This window comes from Clostridium taeniosporum (assembly GCF_001735765.2).
Taxonomy (GTDB): domain Bacteria; phylum Bacillota; class Clostridia; order Clostridiales; family Clostridiaceae; genus Clostridium; species Clostridium taeniosporum.
Genome location: NZ_CP017253.2, coordinates 2,454,308 through 2,478,702 on the forward strand (window position 1 = coordinate 2,454,308; position 24,395 = coordinate 2,478,702).

Sequence of the window (24,395 nt, forward strand, 5' to 3'; positions counted from 1 at the left end):
TATTAAAACATTAATTTATTTTTAATTTTACTTTTGTTTATCAAATATACTCTTTAAGCAATTAATTAATTTAGTATTATTTTCTCTATTTTTAACTGCTACTCTATAATAATATTTATCTAAATTATCATAATTACTACAACTTCTTATTAAAATATTATATTTTAATAACTCTGATTTTAAATCAATATCAAAATCACATTTAAAAAATATAAAATTAACGCTAGGCTTATATACCCTTAAATTTTTAACTTCCTTTAAACCATTATATAAGAAAGCTCTCTCTTTTTCCATATATTGTATTGTTTTTTTTATATAATTTTTATCTTTTAAAGAAGCTCTTGTTGATATATCTGCAAATGCATTTATATTCCAAGCAGGAGTTATCTTATAAACTTCACTAACAATATCTTTGCTTGAACATAAGCTATAACCTATTCTTAAGCCCGGAATAGCAAAAAACTTAGTAAGTGATTTTAAAATTATTAAATTATCAAAATTACTTAAAGCATTAATCATAGAAAAATCTTCTTCTACAAAATCCATAAAAGATTCGTCAATTAACACTATAATATTACTTTCTTTGGATTTTGTTAAAATTTTCATTAATAATTCTTTATTTGTTAATACTCCTGTTGGATTATTCGGATTACATATAAATATTATGTCAATCTCTTCTGTAATTTTTTTTAAAATATCTTCATCTATGCAGAAAAATTTCTCTTCTTTAAGATTATATAATTCTACCTCTGAATTTACACATTCCACAGCTTCCTTATATTCTGAAAAAGTAGGAGATGGTATTAATACTTTTTTAGGTTCTAACGCTTTAACTATATTAAACAATACTTCTGCTGCACCATTTCCTAAAATCAAATATGATTCATTAACACCTTCGTATTCAGATATTGACCTTTTTAACTCTGCGTAGCTTATATCTGGATATATTTCTATATCATCCATTGAATCTATTATAACTTTTTTTACTTGGTTTGACATACCTAAAGGATTAATATTGGATGAAAAATCTATTATATCAGTATATTTAATGCCTTTTTCTCTTGATATCTCTTTTATGTTTCCCCCATGTCCTAAATTAGCCATAGATATACCCTCCAATAAAAATTAATATAATTGATAATATGTATGATAAAATAGTACTACAATAAAGTACTCTCGATGTTATATCAACATCGAGAATTTCTATATCTTTAAAACTATCCCCTATAGTTGGTTTTTTAACTAACTTTCCAAAATAATAATTTGAACCACCTAACTGAATTCCTAATATTCCTGCCATTGCTGCTTCTGGATGTGCACTATTAGGACTTGAATGATTGTATCTATCTCTTTTATATGTTTTAAAACTTCTTTTATAATCATAACCTAAAATCATAGCTGATATTACTATTAATATCCCTGTAATTCTTGCTGGAATATAATTAAATACATCATCTAATTTTGCTGAAAAATAACCAAACTCCCTATATTTTTCATTTTTATATCCAAACATAGAATCTAATGTATTTACAGCCTTATATGCCATAGCTAATGGTGCTCCTCCAAGTCCTGCATAAAGAATAGGTGCTATAATACCATCTGACATATTTTCTGCTATTGTTTCTACAACAGCTCTTATAATAGCTTGCTTATCTAATCTTTTAGTATCTCTTCCTACTATAAATGACAATTGCTTTCTTGCCCCTAAAATATCATCTTTTCTAACTAAAGAAATAACTTTATATCCTTCTTTTACTAATCCCTTAGCAGAAATACAAAAATATATTATTACACCACCTAATAAAATTTCAACATATTTGTTAAACTCACCTACAATTTTTAATATAAAATAATTAATTAGAAAAGTAGTCATTACAACTGTAAACCAAGTAATAAATCCACCTATTTTTAGGCTCTTCTTAAATAGCTTTCTAGTTAAGCTTTCTAATTTACTAGCAAAACTTCCAATTATTCTAACTGGATGTATTGGATTTTCAGGATCTCCAATTAATAAATCCAAAATAAATCCAATGGTTAATTCTATCATTTTATAAACCACCCTTAGTATACTCTCCTTAAAAAATTTCTTTAACACTTGCTATTTCTATATCATTTTCTAATGATACTACAAGCTTATATCCTGCTCCACCTTGTGGTTGCCACTCTATAAAACTTTTTTTATTGTCATATAATTCTTCTAATAATGTTCCTATAGTACCACCATGTAATACAGCTAAGGCACTTTTTATATTATTATTCTTTAAATTAAATATTAAATCAAAAAAACCTTTTAATATCCTTTCTTTAAATTCTTTTTTGCTTTCACCATTAGGACATTTAACATCTCCTACCTCATCCATAATCCATTCTTGATATTTAGGATTTTCTTTTAAATCTTCATAAGATTTTAATTCAAATTCCCCAAAATTATATTCACATAATTCTGGAACTAAATCATATTCTTCATTAGGATATAAAATCTCAAAGGTTTCATTTGCTCTTTTTAAACCACTTGTAAAATATTTTTCACACAAAGGATAAATACTATTTTTTTTCTTATTAATAAGTTCAGTAATTCCTTCACAACATAATGATACATCAGTTTTTCCATAATATAATCTTTCCTTGTTACAATAAGTCTTTCCATGCCTAATTAAATACAATTCTATTTTACTCATCTTTTAACACCTCTTCCAAACCAAAGAATATTCTATATACCTTATTGGAATTTTGGGATAAAAATTGCAACACCTTTCCACATTCTTCTCTCCATAGCCTATCTTCCTTAATTAATGGAACAATTCCAGAACCGATCTCATCACATACAATTATCTTATCCTTAATAATATCTAAATTACCTTTTATTATATCTAATGCACTAATATTTTTTAAAACACAATGTTTTATAAATACATGAATACCAACTATACTTTTATATGAAAAATCTAAATTAGAATCCTTACAATAAAATAAATCTGAGTCATTTAAATTATATTTTTGCCTCATAAATTCAGTTTTTCCGTTATATGCACCACCATAAATTAAAATCATTAATAATATTTCCTTTCTTTTATATCTCGTGGTAATAATCTTACATCTCTTATATAGTCTTATTTCTCACATTGATTATATATACTTATAGCAAATGATTTTTGCATCATAATATTGTAAATCTCAACCATTAATACTCAAGGGTATATAAACTCTTCATACTCGTTCTTTATTATTAATAGTTTTGATAATTTTAATCTCTAAGAGAAAAACCTTATAGTATAACCTTTAAGGTTAATTACTATAATTATCTATACCATATTTTTTAGTACTCTATGTTAATAAGTAATACTTTTTTAAAATATACATGCTGACAAAAGCCCTACAACTTCTCCTACAACAAGAGAAAATCCTGCTACATCTCCAGATATTCCACCAAACTCTTTAAAACATTTCCTTACACACCAACTTATAGCAACTATAACTATAGGTAAAATAACTATTCCTATATAACCAAGTACCAGTCCAAAAAATATATATGCTAAAATTAACTCTAATATTAAAATAACTCTATCTTGAATGTTTGTCCCTTTTTTAAAATAACTTCCTAATACACTCTCTTTAATTGTAATTGTACTAATTAAAAAATATGCTGCTATACTCCTACTTATTATGGGTAAAAATATCAGTATATATGGATTTTTATTATATTCTAAAAATGAATACATTGCCCCAAATTCTATAAAAAATAAAATTATCACAGATACAACTGCAAATGCTCCAGTAGCCGAATCTTTTAATATTCTCAATTTTTCTTCTCTATCTCGTCTTGATAAAATAGCATCACAAACATCCATAAAGCCATCTAAATGAAGCATTCCTGTAATTATAAATGGTATTATCATTATCAAAATACTTTTTAGTACCATTGATATATTTAAATAATTTATTAACTTATATCCTACAAACCATATTATTCCTATAATAAAACCAATAATAGGATAAAATTTCATCATATTCTTAGCTCCATCTTCATCCCATTCTACATATGGCATTGGTATTATAGTAAACATGGTTAAACACATAATAAATCCCTTAAATAAATTTTTCATATTTTAATTTATCCCTTCTTAATTTATCTAATAAATCTTTTATTTCCTTTGTGTATTTTTATATTACCAAAACTACATTCAATAACTATATCACATATTTTAGCTAATTCCCTATTTATCTTTCCAAGTTCTTTTTTATAATTCTCACTTACATCATCATAATTTATAGAATCATTAAATATATAATCTGATACAATTACAATATTTTTAGCTTTATCAGTTATTTCATTAATATTATTTAATATCTTTAATGACGGAGTTTTTATTATATCACCTTTTATAAACATTTCATTAGTTAAAAGAGAGGTTATACTATCAATTAAAATAGTATCTTCTTTCTCTATATATTTTACTATTTCATTTAAATTTCTAAATTGTTCTAAAGTTATAAATCCTAAACCCGTTCTACTGTTTATATGATTTTTTATTCTAAGCTTATCTTCATCATCATAAGGGATCATTGTAGCTACATATATTACTTTAACTTTGTTTAATGATAAACTTATATTTTCACCAATGTTAGATTTTCCACTTTTAGATCCTCCAATTATTAAACACTTCATATTATTTCTCTATTCCTATTCTTGAATTAATACCTTTTTCATAAGGATGTTTTATTGCTTTAATTTCAGAAACATAGTCTGCAAGTTCTATTAATTTTTCGTTTGGATTTCGCCCTGTCAATACTACCTCAAGACCTTTGGGTTTATTCTTTAAAAATTCTATAACATTATTTAACGACACTAAGTCTAAATTAGTAGCTGCAATTATTTCATCTAAAATAAGAATATCAAACTTTTCTTCTATTGCCTTTAATATTATATCTTTAAATCTTTTTTCATGTTCTAATTTTGTATGTTTTTGTTCCTGCTTTGTCATAAATTTAAAAAACTTTTTAACTGGTTCACCTTTTATCACTTGAAAATTCGTCCCAATTTTCTCTATAGAGATTAATTCCCCTGTATTGTTATCTTTTAAAAATTGAGTGAGAAGTACTTTTTTATCTCTCCCTGCTGCTCTTATCCCTAACCCCATAGCAGCTGTAGTTTTTCCTTTTCCATTTCCACAATAAATATGTATAAGTCCTAAATCCATAATTTTCATTCCTCACTTTTTTGTTAAATAGTAATTATTTTATATTCTTAATTTTCCTATATAAATAAAAAAATCGCTAAGCGACTTTGGAGCGTCGATTTTTTTTACCCATGCACCCTTTCCAAACGTAGTGCAGGAATAATGGTGCGGCATATGATTATTTTCTATTCTTTAGGTTTGATTTCTTAACCTTTAAGCAAAAATATAATCTAAGTTATCCACAGATTTAAAAAATATAATTTTATAAAGAATAAAAAATTATTATCTTAAACAACCTTTTATTAGAATTATCTAAATTCATTTAATTATGCTCATTAAATATTTTTACTAAAGCACATTCCAATATATTATCATATTATTATATAATTAAATTCAAAGTAATTATAACATAAGCCAATGATACATTTTATTAATATCATTGGCTTATTTATCTTTTCCTTAATTATATTATTTTAATCTTTAGGCACATGAAATAAAATAACAAGTCCAAAACTGCTATGAATATTTTTCATCAAGCAAGGATACAAAGTATTATCACAATGGATCTATTATGGCATTTTGTTGACGCAGGATGAGAGAAAGTATACTGGCGGATAGACTTATTATTTTTTTGATTGTGACTTAAGCATTTAATAAATTATGTTCTTCTAAAAATTTTCTTGCAACATCCTTAGGATCTTTTCTAAGTTCATCTACTTGATAATTTAAATCAATCATAACATCATTAGTTAACAAAGGTTCTATGTTTTTTACAATCGGTAATATTTCAGGATATTTTTTTAGTGTATCTTCTCTAACTAACGGAACAGGATAATATGGTGGAAAAAAGTGTTTATCATCTTCTAAAGTTTTTAAATCAAACTTTTTAAGTAATCCATCAGTTGAAAATGCATCTATAATATCACTTTCATTATTTATTAATGCAGCATATTTGGGACTACCATCTATTCCAATCTCATCTTTGAAATTAAGATTGTATTTTCTTTTTAACCCAATAATACCATCTTCTCTATTAAGAAATTCTAAACTTGTAGATATTCTTAGCTTGTCTGATACTTTTGCAAGATCACTTATAGTTTCTAAATTATATTTTTTCGCAGTATCTTTTCTAACTGATAAAACATAAATATTGTTAAATGCAACTTGTCCTAATGTTTCTATATTATACTTATCTTTAAAATCTTTCTTAACTGTATTATAAACCTTTTCTACATCAGATATAGGTGGATATTTCAATGTCTCTGTATAACATGTCCCAGTATAATCAAAATACATATCAAGATCTCCTCTTTTTAAGGCAGAAAAACAAACTTGTGTTCCTCCAAGAGACATTTTTCGTTCAACAGAAATATCTGTATTATTTTCTATAGCTTCAGCTAAAATATTAGAAAGTATCTCTTGTTCCGTAAAGTCTTTACTTCCAATAATAATTGTCCTATTACTTTTAGCTGATACACTAGTTACTATAAATATTCCTAATATTATACTGGCTGTACATGCTAAAACAGCCTTTTGCTTTCTCTTAGTATTTAATTTGAAAATTCCTTTTTTAAAACTTCTTTTCTGAATGCTTTTAGGTGTGACTAAACTTTCAATTAATCCAAATAAAAAATCGACTACCAATGCTAATAGACAAGCTGGAATTGCTCCTCCTAAAATTTGATAATTATTAACAGTTCTTATTCCTGAAAATACCAAATATCCAAGTCCTCCTCCGCCAATAAAGGCAGCTATTGTCATAAGTCCAACAGCTGTAACTGCTGAAATTCTAACTCCAGACATAATAACTGGTAATGCTAAAGGCAATTGAACTTTTGTTAATATTTGAAACCTTGTAAGCCCAATCCCCCTTGCTGCTTCTATAGTCTGTGAATTTATATTCTTAATTCCTGTATTTGTATTCTTTATTATTGGTAATAGTGAATATAAAACAACCATTACTATTGCAGGTATTTTACCTATTCCTAAAAACGGTATTGCAAAACCTAACAATGCCATACTTGGAATTGCTTGAATTATATTAGCTATAGCTAATACTGGTTTACTCATTTTCTTTATATAGCTTATACATATACCCAAAGGCATTGCAATTATAATTGCTAATCCTACAGACAATGCTGTAAGTTTTATGTGATCAATTAATAACATAAATATTTGAGATTTAGCTTCTATTAAATAATTAAAAAATCCCATAATATTAACCTACCTCCTCAGTATCTAAAAATTGTTGACTTAATGTTGTAACTAAACTACTTTTGGTTATTATTCCTTTTAAAAATCCATTTTTATCAACAACAGGTAAACTAAATATCTTATTTTCTTTTACAATTTTAAGTATATCTACTATGGTATCATCTGGTGATAACTTAATAAAATCAGAATTCATTATATTCTCTACAGATATATTTCTATCCGGTTTATTTTGTATTTGTTTAGCAGTAACGATTCCTAAAATAACATTTGATCTATCTATTATAAACAAACTATCAACTTTTAAACTTCTCATTTTTTCCATACATTTTAAAACTGATGTATTTTTATAACAAGTAACTGGATTTTCAATCATTATATCTTTTGCTCTTATAAATTCTGGTGAAGACCATATTCTATTTGTACCTATAAATTCACTTACAAAGTCATTACATGGATTTTTAAGAATATTTTCTGGCGTGTCATATTGAACTATTTTTCCTTCATTCATTATACAAATCCTATCTGCTATTCTTATAGCTTCATCCATATCATGCGTAACAAAAACAATAGTTTTTCTTAATTTCGACTGTAAATCAATTAATTCATCTTGGAGTTGTAATCTAGTTATTGGATCTAACGCACTGAATGGTTCATCCATAAGTATTATTTCTGGATCTATTGCAAAAGCTCTTGCAACACCTATTCTTTGTTGTTGTCCTCCACTAAGTTCTGTTGGATATCTATCTAAATACTCATCTGGATTTAATCCAACCATGTCCATTAATTCATAAGTCTTCTTTTTAATACTATCTTTATTCTTTTTCTGTATACGTGGAATTAATTCAATGTTTTCTCTAATTGTCATATGAGGAAACAATCCTGTTTGTTGAATAACATAGCCCATATTTCTTCTTAATTTTATTACATCTTTAAATCCAATATCTTCACTATCAATTAAAATTTTTCCTGAAGATGGTTTAATAAGGCTATTTATCATTTTTAAAGTAGTAGTTTTACCACAACCACTCTCACCAATAATACTTACTAATTCTCCTTTTTCTATTTTAAAAGAGATATCTTTTAAAACAGTTTTATTTTTAAAAACTTTACTTACGTTTTTAAACTCTATCACTTAAAAGCCCTCCTTCACAAAGTAACAACTTTATTATACCATAAAGTTGTTACTTTTGTAAAAAAATGAAGACAATAGCTATAATTGTCTTCGTTGGAATTATTGGGGATATATAAAATTGTTTACCCTTTCGTAACATTCTTCATTTCCTACAAAGTAAAAAATATCACCTTCCATAAATGTTGCATATGGGCCTGGAGACATAATTAAAGAATCACCTCGTTTTATCGCAATTATAGTTGCAAATGTATTATGCCAAAAATTAATTTCAGATATATTTTTTCCTGCATAAGGCGTATTCTTATTGATAGTTATTTTAAAAGGTATAAATGGATTAATTGATTTAAATCTATCTGTCTTATCTATTAAATCTAATAAATTTTCTTTAAGTTGTTTACTTTCTTGTGCTTGACGTTCTAAGCCCTCTAATATCTCTTTTTTTAAATCACTTACTGTTTGAATATCTTCACATTGCTTTACAAATTTAATTGCATTTTCACAGGATTTTATTTTAACTCCACTTCCCTTAGTCGTATCTACTATATCCATATCCGACAAAATACAAATAGCTCGTCTAGCTGTTTCTGATGAAACACTATATTGAGCTGCTAATGCCGAACGAGCATATATTTTTTCTCCAACCTTATAATGTCCATTGGCTATCTTAGAAGCAATATCTGCTGCAATACGTTGATATACCGGACTTACTATTTTTAACTTTCTTTTCATTTTTATATCCTCTTAATTTAATATATTAAGTAATTAAATATATTAAATTTTAATACAATATTTAATCACTTTTCAACATGTATTCTACCACAATAAATTTATTTATTCTAATATTTACACTAAATTATATGCAAATAAAATATTATAAAAAATTTTTACCTACATATAAAATAATTTATAATATTTTATTTTAACATAAATAGAATCTTATTATAAAAATTTCAAAACTTCATCATAATTAGGATGTGAACTTATTTCTTCACAATATTCAACATATATAACTTTATTATTTTCATCAACTACAAAGACAGCTCTTGTTAACAATCCTAATTCTTTAATGTATGTACCGTATTTTTCACCAAACTCTCTATCTTTATAATCAGATAATGTTTTAACCTTATCTATCCCTTCACTTCCACACCATCGCCCTTGAGCAAAAGGTAAATCCATTGATAATACATATATATTTACATTAGAAAAACTTGTAGCTTCTTTATTAAATCTTTTTACTTCTAAATCACATACTGGTGTATCTAATGAAGGAACGCTTACAAAAACTTTTTTACCTTTAAAATCTTTTGATGATACTGGATTTAAATTATTGTCAATAGCTGTAAAGTCAGGCGCTAAGTCCCCAACTTTTATAATTGTTCCTTCTAGTGTCATTAGATTTCCTTGAAACTTAACATTCATATTGTCAACTCCTGTTTAAAAATTATTTACTATACTATAATATGTAAAACATAAAATATATATACAAAATAGATTATTTTATCATGTATCTTTATATATATTTTAAATATTAATTATACTAATTTTATCTATTACTAAAGAATATTTTAATATGTATTATTTATTTTTCTTAATTCATCTAAATAACTATCATTTATTTCTGCATCTTTAAATGTAGCCATATTATTCATAGCAGCACATGCTGAATCCATTATCGAAAATGCCAAAGGACATCCACTTCCCTCTCCAAGACCCATATTTAAATTTAATATAGGTTCTAAATTAAGTTCATTCATAGCAAATTTAAAACCTTTTTCTTTTGATGCATGAGATGTAAACATATATTCTCTTACTTTTGAATTTAATTTAAACGCTAAAAGTGCTGATACTACTGAAATAAGTCCATCAATTACTACTGGAATTTTATAATATGCTGCCCCTAAAAAAACTCCTGTCATTCCTGCTATATCAAATCCTCCTACTTTGGCTATTATATCTATAGGATCATCTTTTTTAGGTTTATTTATTTCTATTGCCTTTTTTACAATGCTTATCTTATTGCTATAAGCTTCATCTAAAAGCCCTGCTCCTCTTCCAACTAATTCTTCAACATCTAAATCAATTAAAGAAGCCAATACACTACTACTAGTTGTTGTATTGCCAATCCCCATTTCTCCAACACCTATAATTTTATAGCCATTATCTTTAACATTTTTTACAGCTTCAACTCCAACCAAAATTCCTTCAATAGCTTCTTCATAGGTCATAGCATTTTCTCTAGAAATATTATTAGTTGACTTTCTTATCTTTTTATTTATTACTAAAGGATGTTTTAAATCAGAATTAATTCCAATATCTATAACTTTTAAATCTGTATTATTAGCTTTTGCAAGTACTGCAACACCTGTAAAACCTTTGGTAAAATTTATTGTTTGAGATAAAGTTACAGATTGTGGACATGATGATACGCCTTCTTCAACAACTCCATTATCTGCACACATTATTATAATTGCTCTTTTATCTAAAGTATTTTTTATTTTACCTGTAATTCCTGAAAGCCTTATTGAAATTTCTTCTAGTTTTCCTAAACTATTTAATGGTTTAGCAAGAGAATCCATTCTTTCTTTTGCTTTATCCATAACAATTTTATCTACATCTTGTATATTATTTATAATTCCTCTAAGAATTTCTTCTTTACTCTTCATAATTTATCCCCCGATTTATAATTTTATATATAAAAAAATGGCTAAGCGACTGTTAAACGTCGATTTTTTTAGCCATAATCCCCTTTCAATCCTAGTGCAAAAACAATGGTGTGTCATATAATTATTTTTTAGTTAAAAAATATTCCTTATTTCAATTTGTTTGTGTACTTCTTAAGCACTGTTATAAAACATAATCTACTAAAAAAGAAACTAAGCTCTCTTCATCATTAAATTCTAAATCATACTTAAACTTAGGTTTTTCTATAACTATTAATTTTATATTACATTTCTTTACTGCTTTTAATTTTTCTAAAACACCGCCTTGTATGCCACTATCCTTAGTTATAATACCTTTAATATCATATTGATTAATAAATGCCTCTTCCAACCCTGAGGATATTGGACCTTGCATAGCTATTATATCTTTAACTTTAACGCCATTATCTATCATCTTCTTTAATATTTCAGGAGATGGTAGAATTCTATGAATGATTCTATGATTAAAATCTAAATTTAAAAACTTTAAAAAATTATTGCTCCCAGTTGAATTTAATATATTTCCATTAATTTTTTTTATAATATCAGTAACTTCTTCATAATTACTAACTCTTATTATTTCATCATCTTTTAAATTTTCTAATGCACCTAACCTTTCATACCTTATGTACTTTATATTAAGTCTATCACAACATTTTAACGCTGTTTTTGTAACTTCTTGAGCATAGGGATGTGATGCATCTACTAATACTTTTATATTATTATTATTAAGCCAAGTTAACATTTCTTCTTCATTTAATGGTTTAGTATTTAAACATTTTATATTAAATTCTTTTAAAAGTTCACCACCATATCTAGTCGCTGTACTTACTGCTATATCATCTGTATATCTGTTAATTAAAGATATTATTTTTTTGCCTTCAGAAGTTCCTAATATAAATCCAATCATTACTTCATTGCATCTCTTTTCTTACAAGCATATCCTCTTGGAGTTATAAAATATCCATCTTTAAGAAAACTTTTTGAATTTCCTACAATTACAATAGACATCATATCAACAATACTATCATCAAAGTCTTTAATTTCAAATAATTTATAACTTTCATCATCTCTTAATGCATTTCTAACTACTGCAACAGGAGTATTATCTTTTCTAAATTCTCTTATTATATCAATGCACTCTTTTAAATATTTATCTCTTCCCTTACTTCTAGGATTATAAAGAGAAATTATAAAATCACCTTCTGCTGCTAATCGAACTCTTTTTTTAATATCTTCATAAGATGTCATTAAATCACTTAAACTTATATTACAATTATCATGCATAAGAGGTGCACCAACTACTGATCCTGCTGAACTTGAAGCTGTTATACCTGGAATTATTTCAACATCTTCATCATTTTTCATTTCAAGAATTAATCCTGCCATTCCATAAATTCCAGAATCTCCAGTACTTATTAAAGCTACATTTTTATCTTTAGAAAGATTTAAAGCTTCTCTACATCTAGCTTCTTCTCCCATCATTCCTGTTGAATAAACCTCTTTATCTTTAACTAATTCTTTTATCATATCTATATATTTTGTATATCCTACAATTATGTCGCTTCCTTCAATAGCTTTTTTAGCTCTTATGCTCATATTATCTATTGACCCTGGTCCTATTCCTATAACTTTAAGTACTCCCAACGTTTGTTCCTCCTACAATTCATCTTTCTTTATTCCTATACATAAAGTGATTCCATTATCCTTTATTTTGTTTATTATTATTTCTGCACCTTCTAAGTACACACAAGGTTCACATACTGAAGATACTCCTACACTTTTTAACACAAAAGGACTTCCTTCAAATTTATCTTGAACTGTTCTTACTTCTTCTATTGAAAAAGTCTCAAAACAACACTCTAATTTATTACTTAAATCAATTATTGCTTTTTCATCTTTTTTTAAATCAATGGATACAATTTTCTTCACGGCCTTAATTTCTAAATTATTAAGTAAAAGATGTTTTCTTACACACTGTTCTAATTTTTCACTAGGCGTATCTCTTCTGCATCCTATTCCAAGTATTAAATTTTTCTTTATAAGCCTTAATATCTTTGAATAATCTAAATTTGGATTTTCAATTATCTTATTAGTTATCCATATAGAATTTTCTTCTAAAACATTTAGTTTTTTATATCCCTTATTAATTTTTATATTTTCATAATCATCTTTTAAACCAACAATCTTTTCATTCACTAAAATAGACGCTATATATTTAGCTTTTTTTAAATCTTCTATAGTAAGATTATTTTTCTTTGCTAAAATATCCGGTGCTATAATTCCCATATTATCAGTAGCAGTAGTTATTATAGGAGTGTTATTTAATATTTTAGATGCTTTTAATGCCAAATCATTTCCTCCACCTAAGTGACCTGCTAATAAACTTATAGAATACTTATTAGCTAAATCTACAACAACTACTCCCGGATCTATATCTTTACTTTTAATAAATTGTGACATTGCCCTTACTGCTATTCCTGTTGATGATATAAATATAATTTTATTAGAATGTTTAACAGCATATTTTGTTATATTATATAAATTAAAATCACCTGTTTTAAATATATTATTAATTAGTTTTATTTCACTATTACTGCATAAGTTTTCTTTATCTATGGTACTATTTAATCTTTTTTCTTTTATATACAAACTACATTTCAACTTTTCTTTTAGGATATAAGCAATCTCCTTCCCCTTAGGAGATGGACATATAATGCTTATCATTTTTCATTCTCTGCCTTTCTAAACATATGAGAAAAATTCTTATCATATAATAAACTTTTTTCAAATTCACTATTTATAAAATCTCCAACTAATATTTGAGCACATTTAGTTATGTTATTTTCCTTTACCTTTTCAACAATATCATCTAATGTTCCTATTATCGCTCTTTCATCATCCCATGTTGCTCTTTCAACAACTGCTATTGGAACATTTTTCTTATATCCTTTTCTTAATTTATCTACAACTTTATCAATCATAGAAACTGATAAAAATATAGCCATAGATGCCCCTATAGATGCTAAAACTTCAAGATCCTCAGTTTCTGGCACAGGAGTTCTTCCTTCAACTCTTGTTAAAATAACTGTTTGCGTAATACTTGGAAGTGTAAATTCCTTCTTTATTGATGATGCTGCCGCTGTAAATGAACTTACTCCTGGTACAACTTCATATTTTATATTAATTTTATCAAGTTCCACCATTTGTTCTCTTATAGCACCATATATTGATGGATCACCAGTATGTAATCTTACTATTATGCTATCTTCCGTTTTTTCTGCTTTAATTACCTCAATAACACCATCTAAAGTCATAGACGCTGAATTATAAAACTTAGCTTCTTTTTTACAATATTTTAAATGATCCTTTGACACTAAAGATCCTGCATATATAACAACATCTGCTTTTTCTAGAATATCTCTTCCTCTAACTGTAATTAAATCAACAGCACCAGGTCCTGCTCCTATAAAATAAACCATTTTTCTCCTCTTTTCTTTATGTTTTAGGCATATGAAAATAAATAATAAGTCAAAGATGTGACGGATATTTATTTTAATGTGCCTTATTCTTTGCTTGCTATAACTAACGACATGTAATCACGAAGTTTTAATATTTCTTCTCTATTTTTTAATACAGTTTCTCCATCTCTTCCAACTCTACTAATATAAGTATAGTCAAATCCCTTTTCTTCTAATACATCTAAAACCTCTTCTTCGTGCTTGTACATCTTCATGATTACAATATATTTTTCATCTGTTATTTCTCTTATTTTACTTGCAGGAAGTATAACTAATTTTTCATCTCCAACCACTAATGTTTTATCTATTAAGCTTGCTGCTGCACAAAATGAAGTTATTCCTGGTAAAGTATTAACTTCAAACCCATGTTCTTTTACATGACTTAACATATGAATATACGTACTGTACACATAAGGATCTCCAATAGTTAAAAATGCAACATTTTTTCCTTCCTTTAATTTATTTTCAATAAAATCATAAGCTTCTTTTGATTTTTTTAGCCTATCCTTTCCCCCCATAGGAAAATGCATTATTGCTACTTCTGCATTATCTCTAACATATTCTTTTGCTGTTTCAAAAGCAATACTTTCTCCACCTTCTGTAGCTGTTGGTGCAACTATAACATCACACATATTTATAGTTTTTGCACCTTTTACTGTTATAAGTTCCTTATCCCCTGGTCCTACACCTATTCCATATAATGCTGCCATTTTTTACTCTTCTCCTCTTCTACATTGAATTATATATATTGGATTAAGAGATATCATCATTAATGTATCTCCTTTGTTTTTACTTACATTTATCATAGAAATATCTACTTTATAATTTAATTCCTTCATTTTTTCTATTGCTTTATATGCATTGTCTAAAGTAATAAAATTCATTACAATTGTTCCATCATTAGTTAAAAGTCCATTACAAATTCTTAATATTTCTTCTAACTCACCTGAACTTCCACCTATAAATATAGAATCAAATTCTACTTCTTCATCAGCTAATGCATAAAGTGCACTAGTAGCTTTCTTATTTAAAATCATAACGTTATTACATTGAAATTTTTCTATATTACATTTTGTTATATTATAGGCTTCTTCTTCTTTTTCTATAGCTAAAACTTTTCCTTGTTTTGCAATTTTAGCAGCTTGAACTGTAATACTCCCAGTTCCACTTCCTATATCAAGTACAAAAGAATTTTCTTTTAAATTCATCTTACTTATTGAAAGTACTCTAATTTCTTCCTTTGTCATAGGGCATTTTCCTCTTATAAATTCATCATCTCTTATAAACATCATACTAACACCTTTACTCTCTATTAATTATTAAAATACTAAGTTCACTAAATTGTTTATCTATAAACTCTTCAGGTTTTCCTATATTTATAATTTCGTCCTCATAAGAAAGATTTTGACCTATAATTACATTACAATCTATTGAGTTAGAATATAATATTTCACATAATTTTCTAGGATTATTTTCTTTATCAGTTAACCAGACAGTCATCTCATGCTCTTTTACCTTATTTAAAAATTCTTCATTTCTTCCATGCAAACTACCTAAATGTGCATTATTCCAAGGCAATTTAACCTTTGAAGCTAAATATTGGAAGGAGCTTATACCAGGTATTACTTCAAAAGCATCCGTTACGTTATTTTTTAAATAATTCACTATGCCATAAAACATTGGATCTCCTGAAGCCACTAGTGAAACATTTAAATTTTTATTCTCTTTTAATAGTTCTTCTAAATCCTTTAAACTATGTAAATAGATTTTTTTACTATCAATAAAATCAAGAGAATCTATTGCCCTTTTAAATCCTATAATTACATCACATTCTTTTAACATTTTTATTGCTCCACCTATGATATAATCTTTATGTCCTGGACCAATTCCAACTACAAATAACATATACTTATCACTCCAAACATGAACTCCAAAGTAATATTGGATTTGATGCACCATAATACATAATTCCATCTACTTTTAATTCATCATAAACATAATTTTTCATACTATTTATTATCTTTTTACCTATATTAGCATACAACTTTTCATATCCATCACCTAATAACTTTACAGCACCTTCGCAAGTTTTTTCATTTAAGACTTTATTTATTAAAGAAATATCATATCCTAAAAGTGCTAATTCTAAAGCTATTACTTCTAATCTCACTCCACATACTCTGCTATGAGTATTAAAGCACCCATAAGCTATTTTGCTCATCTTTCCTATATGTCCAACTATAATTATACTCTTTACATTACATGATACACAGCATTCTAATGCAAATCCTATAAAATTTGAACATATTATAATTTGTTCTTCATTGTATCCTAAGTTTTTACAGTAATTTTCTCCTAAATTTCCAAAGGTAAGTATAAGATTCTTATTCTTTAAAGACTTCTGATTTATCTCCAACTTTATAGAAGACTTTAATGCATCTTCTGACATAGGATAAACTATTCCAGATGTACCTAATATAGATATTCCCCCTTCTATACCTAGTCTTGGATTAAAAGTTTTTTTGCCTATTTCTTCTCCTTGTGGAACAGAAATTGTTATCTTTACACATTGTTCTTTAGGTAAAACATCTTCAACCTGTTTTATAATCATTTTTCTAGGAACTGGATTTATAGCTGGTTCACCTTTGGCCACAAACAAACCTTCTTTTGTAGCTCTTCCAACTCCAATTCCACCATCTAATACAATAGTATTGTTTTTATTGCTAATTAAAGATTCAGATAATTTTCCTGCTTCTTTTTTGCTAATTTTCTCTACCTTAGCTTGTATTTCTAATCCCATTGTGATATCTTTATCATCACCACTAAATTTTAATATAGTACACTGAACAAAATCTTTTCCTACTAATACCTTATCTATTGGCATCTGAATCTTTATACTCTTTGGTGTATCTATCTCTATTTCATTTAATTCTTCTTCATTATCTAATAAATCAAAAAGTAACATAGTTGCTGCTTTAGCTGCTCCTGTAGCGCATGATCCAGTTGTATAACCACACCTTAATTTATTCATTCCACTTTCAATATACATTTCAAACATAAAATCTACCTCCAAATTACGGTCTTTGAAATGTGATTATTCATTTATCTTTTTACTTAAAGCACATTCAACTCAATAACTAGTCAGTATACTAGTTTATTTTGTGAACTACGTCTTCCCTGTAACCTACTAATAGCACAACTATTAGAAAAACCCAAGTCATTGTATTTCAAAAAAATATCCATTGCATCTTTGACTTGTTACTTATTTTTATATGCCTAAAAGCTCTAAAAAAGTCATTCCAAAAGTTATTCCTAATGGATGATAAATATGATCTAATATGTTGACTTCATTTTTAATTAAATAAGTTAATTTTATTATTTTCTTCTAACGATCATATATAAAAGTGCATTTACAATTGCTGCTCCTACAGTACTTCCACCTTTTCTTCCCTTTACTCTTATATACGGAATTTTTAATTCATCTAAATTTTCTTTACTTTCTGCTGCTCCAACAAAGCCTACTGGTACTGCTATTATAAGTTTAGGATTTGCTTTTTTTTCTTTGATAAGCTCCTTAAGTTTAAATAATGCAGTTGGTGCATTTCCAAACACAAATATATCTACATTATCACTGCAAGCTTTTTCAACTGCTGCCATACTTCTAGTAATTCCTTTTTCCTTTGCTTCTTTATGCACATCAGGTTCATTTACATAACAAATCACCTTACTATCTGTTTTAGCTAAAGCCATTTTATTTATTCCATTTAAAGCCATATTAGTATCTGTATATATTGTAGCACCTTTAGATAGAATTTCCTTTCCTTTATTTATAGCATCATCGCTTATCTCAATTAAATCTTTATATTCAAAATCAGCCGTTGTATGTATAACTCTTTTAACTATTAAAAGCTCTTCTTCAGTAAAAGAATGTTGTCCTAATTCCTCACCTATTATTTCAAAACTCTTTTCCTCTATCCCCATAGGATTCTTCAAATAATCCATATTCTCTCCTTTTCTTATCACAAAATTAATTTAATCTATATTTTATTTAAATTTAAGTTAATATATACATTAATTTATCTATTTATTAAACTTTCTAATAATTTAATATTTCCCAAGAAATTAATATGAGCGTAACCTGCTAATGTATTATTTTTTAAATATCCACACTGCCAAGTTAACTTTTCGCCATCATATTGTGTTTTTTCAACATTATATATTTCATTTTCATTTAAATTAACATCTGATTTATGAAATTCATGGGCATTTATTTTAATGTCTTCTCCAAAATATTTTCTATCTATATTTACTGTGCAATATCCAAATCTTTTAAGACCTTTGGTCACTTCACTTTTTCCATCTAAAAAACCTACCATACTATATCCATCAATTTCTTCTGTTAAATACATAAGACCCCCACATTCAGCATAGCACTTTAATCCTAAATTCAAAGCATCTTTAATACTTTTTCTCATAGATATATTTTTTTCTAATTCTTCTTTAAAAACCTCTGGATATCCTCCTCCTATATATAAAAAATCCAAATCATCTGGCAATTTCTTATCATTTAAAGGACTAAAATAAATTATATTTCCTATAGATTTTAAAAGTTCTATATTATCTTTATAATAAAAGCTAAATGCTTTATCTAAAGCTATTCCAATATTTAGATTATTATTTTTTATATGAAGTTTTGTTTCATAATTATATATAGGATTCTTAACTTCTAACATATTCCCTAAAATTCCATCTATATCAACATATTGATTTATTAAATTACTACATAATAATAACTTTTCTTGTAAATTATCTATTTCCATACTTTGTACAAGACCTAAGTGTCTACTAGAAATTTTTAATTCTTCATTTTTAGGAATATATCCAAATACTTTTATATTGCAATTTTCTTCTATAGCATATTTTAAAAGTTTATAATATTTTTCACTTACACAATTTAATACAACTCCAACAATATTAGCATTTCTATAACTTTTAAGACCATTTATTTCTGCACATAATGTTGAACTTTGTCCTTTTGGAGAAAGAACTAAAAGTATAGGCATGTTTTCTAATGTGTTAGAAACATCATAAGTTGATGAATTAGTTGTTGTTCCTAGTCCATCATATAATCCCATTACTCCTTCAATTATTCCAACATCACCTTTACCATTAAAATAACTTTTTCTAACCCCATCCTTACCCATTAAAAATATATCAAGATTTCTCGACTCTATTCCTGTGGCTTCTTTATGAAAAGCTGTATCTATATAATCTGGCCCTACTTTATAGCCTTGTACACATAATCCTCTTTCTTTTAATGCTTTCATAATTCCTAAAGTAAATGTTGTTTTACCTCCACCACTACAATTAGATGAAATAATTATTGATTTCATATACTTAACCCTTCTTTTACATATGCACCTTTTCAAAACTTAATCGAACTAATAATGATGCCTTATATAATTATTTATTAGGCACATTCAAATCAATAACTAGTTAATATGCTAGTTTATTTTCATATGCCTTATTGTTGAATTTATTTATATATTAGTATTACACTAAACAGAATGTAATTTTTTTGTATTACCTACATTTAAATATCTATTTTCAATAAGATCATAAATCCTTGAAATATAAAGCTGTACAAATTCATCTATCTCACCTAAACCATGAACATATGCTTCAACATTTATTCCTTCATTTAATAACATACTTTTCCATGAATCTTCTTCATCTGATGCCATATCATTTTTAACATGATCACCTGCAACAACCATTAATGGTACCAACATAACATTTTCAATATTTCTTCTTCTTATTCTTTTTAATACTGTTTCAAAAGTAGGATAGCCTTCTACAGTTCCAACAAAAACATTATCGTATCCTTCATCTACTAGAACACTTTGAAGACAGCCATATACTGAATTACAACAATGAGGTGTACCATGTCCAAATAATATAGTGCATTCATTTTTCTTTAATAATCCTTCTATACTATTAATAAATAATGAATAATCCTCTGGAGCATCTTCTATTCCTTGATAATAAAATATTGGTCTTCCAAGTTTAATAGATGAAAATTTATCTTTAAAAGTATTTACTACTCCCTTTACATAATCAAACTCTTCACCTGGAATTATATGTAGAGGTTGAATTATAACTTCCTCAAAACCATCTTTATATAATTTCTCTAAAGCTTCTTCTGGTGTATCTATGTATAAATTATGAACAGTCTTTAATTTCTTTATTATTTTATGTGCTGTAAAAGCTCTGAATATTTCATACTCTTTAAATTCATCCCTAATTTTATTTTCTATTCTTTCAATAGAATTTTCTAATGCATCCATATGGCTTGTGCCAAAACTAACTACTAAAATTGCTTTTTTCATCTTATCTACTCCACCTTATTAATTTATTTTTTACCTTCATTCTATAAATTCCTCTATACAATAAAAAAATCCATACTAAATGCATTAGTAAGGACTCATTTAAATACATAACAAACTAAGAAAATAAACCTATATTTTCTTTAACTTTGCTATTGTCCTTCCCTCCGAAAGATAGCATAAATTTTAGGCAGGTCTCCTGACTTAGGGATCATCCTAAACATTCTTTTCCTTCCCAGATAAAATTCCAGTGGATATTAGGCACATTCAAATAATTAACTAGTCAATATGCTAGTTTATTTTCATATTCCTTAAAGAACTAGTCACCCTTTACAGTAGCGGGGGCTGTAGTGGCTTTTAACCACTTTCCCTATTAATCTCAAGTAAAATCAATTACTTATAGAACCTAAAACATAAATATTTTATTATGGATAAATTATAAAGTACTAATTACTTTTATTCAACCTAAAATTATATCCATAATTTTAATGTTCACTAAATTTATTAATTGAATAATATATTATAAGTGTATTTGTGTAGGAGTGATAAAATGGATTTTAATAATTTTGACTTTAATGACTTTTTTAATTACATACAAAATAACTGTAATTCATCAAATAATAACTATAAATATAACAATGAAAATTCTTCATCAGATACACAACAATGTAAAGATAACTTAAATTGTAATGATATACCTGGTGGGTTTCAAGATTTAGCTCCTGGGCTGTTTCCATTATTAGCACAAATAGTTGGTATAGTTATATCTGGAAACTTGCCTTTCAATTTGCAAAATGCAATTGGGAATTGGTTTGAATTACTAGGTCAGATTATCTTAACTTTTAATTCTCAACAACAATATTTTCAAAGTGGACCTGGAAGATACTATAACCCAATGTATAAGAATGTCTCTAATCCATTCTGCCAAACATCAACAACTGAAAGCACTACTAATGAATCTAATGATCATACTAATCCTTCGTCTATGAATTCAAATAATAATAAATCATCAAGTATATATGAAAAAGAAATTAAAGAACTAAAAAATAGTATTGAAGAATTAAAAAAAGAAATTAATAAACTTAAAAATAATAAATAAAAAGTTACCTTACAGAATTATTCTATTTAAGGTAACTTTTTATCTTTAATTTTCTTTTATATAATTATACTTAATCATATTCAAATAAATAACTAGTAGATATGCTAGTTTATTTTCATATGTCTTAATTTAACCAATTCCTCCATATAAAATACCAAGAATTATTATAATTATTGTTGCAGGAACAAATATGTATTTACCAAATTTAATAAATCCAATACCCAATTTATGTTTTGCTCCCTTATTTACTTCATTTAATGCTTTTTTATTATCTACTATATAATAAAAAATAAATGCTGTTATTACTGCACCTATTGGTGATAATACGACGGTTATGAAATTGGTAAATTTATCAAATAATTCACCATTAAGACCTAATGGAATAGCAAAAATAAATGCTACACTTGCTACAATTATTGTTGCCTTCTTTCTACTCCACTTAGTTACACTTAAAATTGCTTCTACTGGTCCTTCAAGCATTGCTATGGATGAAGAAATTGAAGCAAATATTATGCTTAAGAAAAATAATGCACTTAATAAACTACTTAAAGGCATTGTTTGAAATATACTTGGTATAGTAACAAACATCAATGCCGGGCCTGCTGTTGGATTTAATCCTAATGCAAATACTGCTGGCATAATCATAAATGCTGCTAGTATTGCTGATAATGTGTCAAATGCAGCTGTATTTAAAGCACAATTAGGTATGTTGAATTTATCACCTGCATAACTTCCACAAGCAACCATACAACATCCTGTTATTGATACTGTAAAGAATGCTTGTCCCATAGCCATAACCCATGTATTTGGTTTTAATAAATATCCCCACTCAGGTTTTAATAAATATTCTACCCCAGCAAGTGAATTAGGTAAACTTAACGATTTTATTATTAATACTATAAAAATTACAAATAGTAATGGAATAATTATTTTATTAATTTTTTCAATACCCTTTGCTACACCAAAACTCACTATTATTAATGTTATTATTACTGCTAAAGCATGCCATATAACAACATTAGGACTATTGGCAAAATTTTTAAAATATACTTCTGTATTTATTGATGATATTTCTCCGGTTAAACTTATAAAAAAGTACTTTAAAACCCATCCTACAACAACAGTATAAAACATAAATATACCTGTTAATCCCAAAGTAGGAATTACAGATATAATTTTTCCTCCTTTTATATTTTTTTCTTTAAGAGCTTGTCTTATGCCTCCCAATGAACCTTGCTTATACATTCTTCCAAATGAAAATTCCCCCATTAATCCAACTACGCCTAAAAGAATTACAAATAAAAAATATGGGATTAGAAATGCTGCACCACCATTTTCTCCTAGCTTATAAGGAAACATCCATACATTTCCTAATCCTATTGCAGCTCCAACGCAAGATATTATAAAACCTAATTTGCTTGAAAAGCCTTCTCTTTTACTCACTGTTTTCCTCCTCAAATTGTTAAATTTAAACATTATAATTAATACACATCAACTATTATATGGAAAAAATATCATTATGTAAACAAATTATGTGATTTTTTTATATTTTTTTCATTATAATATTATATTTTTTAACATTTTATCATATTTAATTCCTTAATTCAAAAACACTTTTCGACGAAATTGTGGTCAAAAGTAAAAAAACAGAGTTAATATTATTTTTTACTTATTTATATCAACTCTGTTTTTTACTATATTTTAATAAAATTAATTTCCAAAACGATTATAATGTTGACTAGAAAATCCTTCTCTTTTTACAGATTTATGTTTTGCATTAGGGTTATGATTATGTCCTTCTTCTGTTATTGGTGTTTGATAATTACATTTTTCCATTCTTGCTTTCTTATTATCTGGTTGACTATCTTTTGCCATCAAAATCTCTCCTAACTTAAATTTATAATTATTATAGATTTAGTATGTGCTATAAACTTAGTTATTATTATTTTGTTAAATATTAAATTTTTATACTTTAATATTCAATATAAAGCCATTTTAAATTTTATAAAATATGTAAAATAAATTTATTTACAGAAAATATTGACACAAAAAAAATAAAAGCGTATAATCAAACTTGTAATAAGGCCCATTGGTCAAGAGGTTAAGACGCCACCCTCTCACGGTGAAATCATGGGTTCGATTCCCGTATGGGTCACCATTGTAG

Annotated in this window: 26 protein-coding genes, 1 tRNA gene and 1 riboswitch; of the genes, 2 read left to right on the forward strand and 25 right to left on the reverse strand. The window is 26.6% G+C overall.

Features of this window, described 5'->3' with window-relative positions:
• Positions 1-27 precede the first annotated feature (27 nt).
• From cobD to BGI42_RS11370, 23 genes are all read right to left on the reverse strand, one after another.
• Complete coding sequence (gene cobD, locus BGI42_RS11260) at positions 28-1,104, reverse strand: threonine-phosphate decarboxylase CobD (protein WP_069680395.1); 1,077 nt, start codon at positions 1,102-1,104, stop codon at positions 28-30.
• Complete coding sequence (gene cbiB / locus BGI42_RS11265; protein ID WP_069680396.1) at positions 1,097-2,047, reverse strand: adenosylcobinamide-phosphate synthase CbiB; 951 nt, start codon at positions 2,045-2,047, stop codon at positions 1,097-1,099. Before cbiB ends, cobD begins: the two co-directional genes overlap by 8 nt.
• Before the next feature lie 28 nt (positions 2,048-2,075).
• Positions 2,076-2,678 carry a histidine phosphatase family protein gene (locus BGI42_RS11270; RefSeq protein ID WP_069680397.1) on the reverse strand — a complete coding sequence of 201 codons (603 nt, stop codon included), beginning with the start codon at positions 2,676-2,678 and terminating at the stop codon, positions 2,076-2,078.
• A complete protein-coding gene (locus BGI42_RS11275) occupies positions 2,671-3,051 on the reverse strand; it encodes a bifunctional adenosylcobinamide kinase/adenosylcobinamide-phosphate guanylyltransferase (RefSeq protein WP_069680398.1) in 381 nt (126 codons plus the stop codon). The genes BGI42_RS11270 and BGI42_RS11275 overlap by 8 nt, the downstream gene beginning before the upstream one ends.
• 296 nt (positions 3,052-3,347) lie before the next feature.
• Entirely contained in the window at positions 3,348-4,103 is a 756-nt protein-coding gene (locus BGI42_RS11280) for an adenosylcobinamide-GDP ribazoletransferase (RefSeq protein WP_069680399.1), read from the reverse strand.
• 23 nt (positions 4,104-4,126) lie between these two features.
• Positions 4,127-4,666 carry a bifunctional adenosylcobinamide kinase/adenosylcobinamide-phosphate guanylyltransferase gene (locus tag BGI42_RS11285; protein WP_069680400.1) on the reverse strand — a complete coding sequence of 180 codons (540 nt, stop codon included), beginning with the start codon at positions 4,664-4,666 and terminating at the stop codon, positions 4,127-4,129.
• Position 4,667: 1 nt separating this feature from the next.
• Entirely contained in the window at positions 4,668-5,198 is a 531-nt protein-coding gene (locus BGI42_RS11290; protein WP_069680401.1) for a cob(I)yrinic acid a,c-diamide adenosyltransferase, read from the reverse strand.
• 621 nt (positions 5,199-5,819) lie between these two features.
• Positions 5,820-7,394, reverse strand: a complete 1,575-nt coding sequence (locus BGI42_RS11295) for an ABC transporter permease/substrate-binding protein (RefSeq protein WP_084023875.1) — start codon at positions 7,392-7,394, stop codon at positions 5,820-5,822.
• A 1-nt stretch (position 7,395) separates the two neighbouring features.
• The gene (locus BGI42_RS11300) at positions 7,396-8,523 is read right to left on the reverse strand and encodes an ABC transporter ATP-binding protein (RefSeq protein WP_069680403.1); all 1,128 of its coding nucleotides are present in this window, start codon (positions 8,521-8,523) and stop codon (positions 7,396-7,398) included.
• A gap of 99 nt (positions 8,524-8,622) precedes the next feature.
• Positions 8,623-9,252: a GntR family transcriptional regulator gene (locus tag BGI42_RS11305; protein WP_069680404.1), complete on the reverse strand. Its 630-nt coding sequence runs from the start codon at positions 9,250-9,252 to the stop codon at positions 8,623-8,625.
• A 210-nt stretch (positions 9,253-9,462) separates the two neighbouring features.
• Positions 9,463-9,945: a thiol peroxidase gene (gene tpx, locus BGI42_RS11310; protein ID WP_069680405.1), complete on the reverse strand. Its 483-nt coding sequence runs from the start codon at positions 9,943-9,945 to the stop codon at positions 9,463-9,465.
• A 146-nt stretch (positions 9,946-10,091) separates the two neighbouring features.
• On the reverse strand, positions 10,092-11,189 hold the full coding sequence (gene cobT, locus BGI42_RS11315) for a nicotinate-nucleotide--dimethylbenzimidazole phosphoribosyltransferase (protein ID WP_069680406.1): 1,098 nt from the start codon (positions 11,187-11,189) through the stop codon (positions 10,092-10,094).
• A 181-nt stretch (positions 11,190-11,370) separates the two neighbouring features.
• A complete protein-coding gene (locus BGI42_RS11320; protein WP_069680407.1) occupies positions 11,371-12,135 on the reverse strand; it encodes a cobalt-precorrin-6A reductase in 765 nt (254 codons plus the stop codon).
• A complete protein-coding gene (gene cobJ, locus BGI42_RS11325) occupies positions 12,135-12,872 on the reverse strand; it encodes a precorrin-3B C(17)-methyltransferase (RefSeq protein WP_069680408.1) in 738 nt (245 codons plus the stop codon). Before cobJ ends, BGI42_RS11320 begins: the two co-directional genes overlap by 1 nt.
• A 12-nt stretch (positions 12,873-12,884) precedes the next feature.
• Complete coding sequence (cbiG, locus tag BGI42_RS11330) at positions 12,885-13,952, reverse strand: cobalt-precorrin 5A hydrolase (RefSeq protein WP_069680409.1); 1,068 nt, start codon at positions 13,950-13,952, stop codon at positions 12,885-12,887.
• Positions 13,949-14,707 carry a precorrin-4 C(11)-methyltransferase gene (cobM, locus tag BGI42_RS11335; protein ID WP_069680410.1) on the reverse strand — a complete coding sequence of 253 codons (759 nt, stop codon included), beginning with the start codon at positions 14,705-14,707 and terminating at the stop codon, positions 13,949-13,951. Before cobM ends, cbiG begins: the two co-directional genes overlap by 4 nt.
• Before the next feature lie 83 nt (positions 14,708-14,790).
• Positions 14,791-15,456, reverse strand: a complete 666-nt coding sequence (locus BGI42_RS11340; RefSeq protein WP_069680411.1) for a cobalt-factor II C(20)-methyltransferase — start codon at positions 15,454-15,456, stop codon at positions 14,791-14,793.
• A gap of 3 nt (positions 15,457-15,459) precedes the next feature.
• Positions 15,460-16,038 carry a precorrin-6Y C5,15-methyltransferase (decarboxylating) subunit CbiT gene (gene cbiT / locus BGI42_RS11345; protein WP_069680412.1) on the reverse strand — a complete coding sequence of 193 codons (579 nt, stop codon included), beginning with the start codon at positions 16,036-16,038 and terminating at the stop codon, positions 15,460-15,462.
• Between the two features lie 10 nt (positions 16,039-16,048).
• Positions 16,049-16,651, reverse strand: a complete 603-nt coding sequence (cbiE, locus tag BGI42_RS11350) for a precorrin-6y C5,15-methyltransferase (decarboxylating) subunit CbiE (RefSeq protein WP_069680413.1) — start codon at positions 16,649-16,651, stop codon at positions 16,049-16,051.
• A 7-nt stretch (positions 16,652-16,658) separates the two neighbouring features.
• On the reverse strand, positions 16,659-17,804 hold the full coding sequence (gene cbiD, locus BGI42_RS11355) for a cobalt-precorrin-5B (C(1))-methyltransferase CbiD (RefSeq protein WP_069680414.1): 1,146 nt from the start codon (positions 17,802-17,804) through the stop codon (positions 16,659-16,661).
• Between the two features lie 317 nt (positions 17,805-18,121).
• Positions 18,122-18,748 carry a precorrin-8X methylmutase gene (locus BGI42_RS11360; protein ID WP_069680415.1) on the reverse strand — a complete coding sequence of 209 codons (627 nt, stop codon included), beginning with the start codon at positions 18,746-18,748 and terminating at the stop codon, positions 18,122-18,124.
• Positions 18,749-18,822: 74 nt separating this feature from the next.
• Positions 18,823-20,139: a cobyrinic acid a,c-diamide synthase CobB gene (locus BGI42_RS11365; protein ID WP_069680416.1), complete on the reverse strand. Its 1,317-nt coding sequence runs from the start codon at positions 20,137-20,139 to the stop codon at positions 18,823-18,825.
• Between the two features lie 165 nt (positions 20,140-20,304).
• A complete protein-coding gene (locus BGI42_RS11370; protein ID WP_069680417.1) occupies positions 20,305-21,135 on the reverse strand; it encodes a sirohydrochlorin cobaltochelatase in 831 nt (276 codons plus the stop codon).
• A gap of 169 nt (positions 21,136-21,304) precedes the next feature.
• Positions 21,305-21,557, reverse strand: a riboswitch (cobalamin riboswitch).
• 125 nt (positions 21,558-21,682) lie between these two features.
• Here BGI42_RS11370 and BGI42_RS11375 point away from each other — a divergent pair.
• Complete coding sequence (locus BGI42_RS11375; RefSeq protein ID WP_069680418.1) at positions 21,683-22,231, forward strand: DUF4200 domain-containing protein; 549 nt, start codon at positions 21,683-21,685, stop codon at positions 22,229-22,231.
• Between the two features lie 129 nt (positions 22,232-22,360).
• Here BGI42_RS11375 and BGI42_RS11380 read toward each other — a convergent pair whose 3' ends face one another.
• Complete coding sequence (locus BGI42_RS11380) at positions 22,361-23,674, reverse strand: sodium-dependent transporter (RefSeq protein ID WP_069680419.1); 1,314 nt, start codon at positions 23,672-23,674, stop codon at positions 22,361-22,363.
• 267 nt (positions 23,675-23,941) lie between these two features.
• Positions 23,942-24,106, reverse strand: coding sequence for a hypothetical protein (locus BGI42_RS16260; protein WP_192875377.1), 165 nt, complete (start codon positions 24,104-24,106; stop codon positions 23,942-23,944).
• A gap of 208 nt (positions 24,107-24,314) precedes the next feature.
• Between BGI42_RS16260 and BGI42_RS11385 the strand changes: the two genes are divergently transcribed.
• Positions 24,315-24,389: transfer RNA gene (locus tag BGI42_RS11385), tRNA-Glu, on the forward strand.
• Positions 24,390-24,395 lie beyond the last annotated feature (6 nt).